General features: G+C 68.9%; 3 protein-coding genes and 2 pseudogenes. All 5 read right to left on the minus strand.

All coding sequences use genetic code 11. From position 1 onward, the window contains the following. Positions 1 to 347 (minus strand): annotated as a pseudogene (locus tag DFP89_RS19780) (hypothetical protein); the annotation flags it as partial. Further along, positions 344 to 916, minus strand: a complete 573-nt coding sequence (locus DFP89_RS20955) for a DNA methyltransferase (protein ID WP_245948898.1) — start codon at positions 914 to 916, stop codon at positions 344 to 346. The pseudogene DFP89_RS19780 and the gene DFP89_RS20955, both read right to left, overlap by 4 nt. 55 nt (positions 917 to 971) lie before the next feature. Further along, positions 972 to 1,427: pseudogene (locus DFP89_RS21215) on the minus strand (DNA cytosine methyltransferase); the annotation flags it as partial. Positions 1,428 to 1,432: 5 nt separating this feature from the next. Continuing rightward, the gene (locus DFP89_RS19790) at positions 1,433 to 2,440 is read right to left on the minus strand and encodes a helix-turn-helix domain-containing protein (RefSeq protein ID WP_114351018.1); all 1,008 of its coding nucleotides are present in this window, start codon (positions 2,438 to 2,440) and stop codon (positions 1,433 to 1,435) included. Continuing rightward, positions 2,437 to 2,823, minus strand: a 387-nt coding sequence (locus tag DFP89_RS19795) for a VRR-NUC domain-containing protein (protein ID WP_147273374.1), incomplete at its 5' end; no start/stop codon positions are given. The genes DFP89_RS19790 and DFP89_RS19795, both read right to left, overlap by 4 nt.

The following is a 2,823-nucleotide window of genomic DNA, read 5'->3' on the forward strand; positions in this document are numbered from 1 at the left end:
GGCATCCAGTCGGGCGTCAGCCCGGCGCGGGCCAGTTCCGCGACGCGGATTGCCATGCGCTTGCCGCCGAGGCTATCGGGGATTCCGGCGACGGTGGCGGCGATGACCTCGGCGTCCTCATGGGTGTAGCCGCCGATCTTGTGCTGGCCGCCGTCGATCTTGCAGCCCAGCACGGCGCGCTGCAGCAGCACGTATTCCAGGCCGAAGCCGAAGCCTTCCTCGGTGACATCCGGGGGCAGTGGCAGTTCAAGCTGCGCCTGTTCCACTCGGAATGCCCATTCCAGCGCGGCCTGCACGCCCAGCGCGCGCTTGATTCTGGTGCCGCTGACGCGGCCGTGGAAACTCATCGGTGCAATCCTTCAAGGAAATCCATCTGCGCCGGGCGCTGGGCCGCATCGGTCGGCCGCCAGATCCACGGGCCCGAGGCAATGGGCAGCTGCGAGAGAGCGCCACGCATGTGCCGCTGCCAGAGGGTGAACTCCGTTGCCGAGCAGGCGCAGAGCGCGTGCCCGGTGGGCCAGCCCATCAGCCATCCGACGAAGAGCGGGTTCAGCCGCCGCCGTGATCGGCCCTTGAGGATCCGCCGCGAGACGACGCGCCCATGCGAGGCAATCATCGAAGCCCAGAGCCGGCGCGAGATCGGGGCGTGCGGCGAGGACCGTGGCCCATCCGGCAAGGTCACCGGGGCCGGGCGGATGAAGCCCTGCTCTGCCCGGTAGTGCAGCAGGTCCATCCGGGACTTGCCGTCGGTGCGGGTGATGCTGGCCTCGGAACTGCCCTTCCAGTTCTGGGCGGCCGGTGTCGGCCAGTGGTTCGGCAGCGCCTTCGCAATGCCCAGCGCCAGCGCCTCGGCCTTCCGGGTAAAGTCGCTGTTCCCGGCTGGGTTGTAGCTGCCGGTGCCCGGATGCAGGCTCATCGGTGTGGGCCAGGATAAAGATCCGCAGCCGTTCGTGCGACGCGCCGACCTCTGCCGCCGAGAACAGGCCCGCCGCAGGCGTGTAACCCATTGCCCAAAGCTCTCGCAGGACGGTTTCAAGGCCGAGGGTGACATGCCCGGCGACGTTTTCGAGGAACACCCATTCCGGACGGCATTCGCGGATGACGCGGGCGACGTCGGGCCAGAGGTGGCGGGGATCGTCGGCGCCGCCGCGCTTCCCGGCCGCGCTGAAGGGCTGGCAGGGATAGCCAGCGAGGACGACATTGAACGCGCCCCGGAAGGGGCGGGCGTTGAAGCTGCGCAGGTCGGTCCAGATCGGGGCCGGGGCGATGTATCCCGTGCGCTGGGCGGCAATGAGGACCGCCCGGGGCCAGTCCTCCCATTCGACGAAGGCGCGGGTGTGATAGCCGGGCTCGGCCAGCATGAGGCCCAGATCAAGGCCTCCGCCGCCTGCGCAGAGGGACAATCCGTGCCGGGGACGTGACACCATGCCATTCACCGCACCCCGCGCTCGCGCAGGCGTTGGGCCGTGACCAGCCCGCGGGCCAGCATGGCGTCGCGCATAGTGTTGCTGATCGCGCTGACCGGCAGGTAGCGGTCGGAGTTGACCAGATCGGCGTAGAAGGCGGGCAGATCGGTGACCGGCTTGGTGGCCGGGGCAGGGGTCGCCTTGGGCTTCCCGCGCTTCCGCCCGGCATCCTCGGCCTTGCGCTGGGCGGCGCGCTGCATGGCGCGGTCCAGCGCCTTCGGCCCGTCTGGCGGTTCGGGGTGTTCCTGGCGGCTGGCCTCGGCTGCGGCGATGATCTCCGCCTCGGTCAGGCCGAGTTCGTCGCGCCAGCGCTGGACGTGCAGCCGGGGCGGCCAGCCTTGCCACCAGCCGGGCAGGGCGGCGGGGTCGAGGCCCAGCGCGTCGAGCAGATCCCCGAAAACCTGATCGGAAATCGTCTCGCGCGCCTGCGCGCCCTCCTCCTCCTTTACTGGTTTACTTAGAGGTTCCCTTACAGGGTTAGTGTCCGAATTTCGGACACGGCTTTCGGGATTTTCCGGACACGGCTCAGCCGGAAATTCGGACGCGGCTCCGGCGCAATCCCCGTGTCCGAAATCCGGACACGGCAAGGCATCTGCCATGCCATCGACACCACAACCATAGGCATCGTCGAGGCTTTCCGCGCCGTCGTCGTCCCCGTGTCCGATTTCCGGACACGGTACCACAGCCACAGGTGTGAACCCCGGCTCGAACCCCAGGATGTAGCGGGTGGGCAGCTGGCGCTTGGTCACGGGATCGAGCCGCGGCACCCGCCGAAGCAAGCCTACCGCCTCGAGCTGGCCAAGATGATCGTTCAGCGTCGACCGGCTGATCTCGCAGTCATGGGCCAGCCGGTCCTGTGAGGGGAAGCAGCCGTAGTCGGGGTTGAACCGGTCGCAAAGGTGCCAGAGCACGATCTTGGTCGTGGGCTTCAATCCGCGCTGCTTGATGGCCCAGTTGGTGGCCTCGTGACTCATGGCGCGGGCCTCCGCGGGGCAGGAGCGATTCGCGTGGTGAAGCCATGATCGGCCAGCGCGCCCAGCGCGTCGTCGAGGCTGCGGACCAGCGCCCAGCCAAAGCCCTGCGCCTGCACCGCATCGCGGAACGCCTCCTGCTCTGGCCGCAATCGCCCCTTCGGCGCCTTCAACTCGAGGAACAGGACGCGGCTGTCGCAGATCACCATCAGGTCGGCGAACCCGGCATGGACGCCCATGCCGACGAGGATCGCTTGGCGCTTGGCCCCGCGGGGCCCGGCCTCGGTCACCTCGTTGGCGCAGTGGTGGATGATGACGGTGCGGGGCAGGGCGATGCGCAAGGCCTGCACGACGGCGCGCTGAAGATCGGCCTCGGGGGTGCCACG

Origin of the sequence: Paracoccus lutimaris, from assembly GCF_003337565.1 — a bacterium.
GTDB classification, from domain to species: Bacteria; Pseudomonadota; Alphaproteobacteria; order Rhodobacterales; family Rhodobacteraceae; genus Paracoccus; species Paracoccus lutimaris.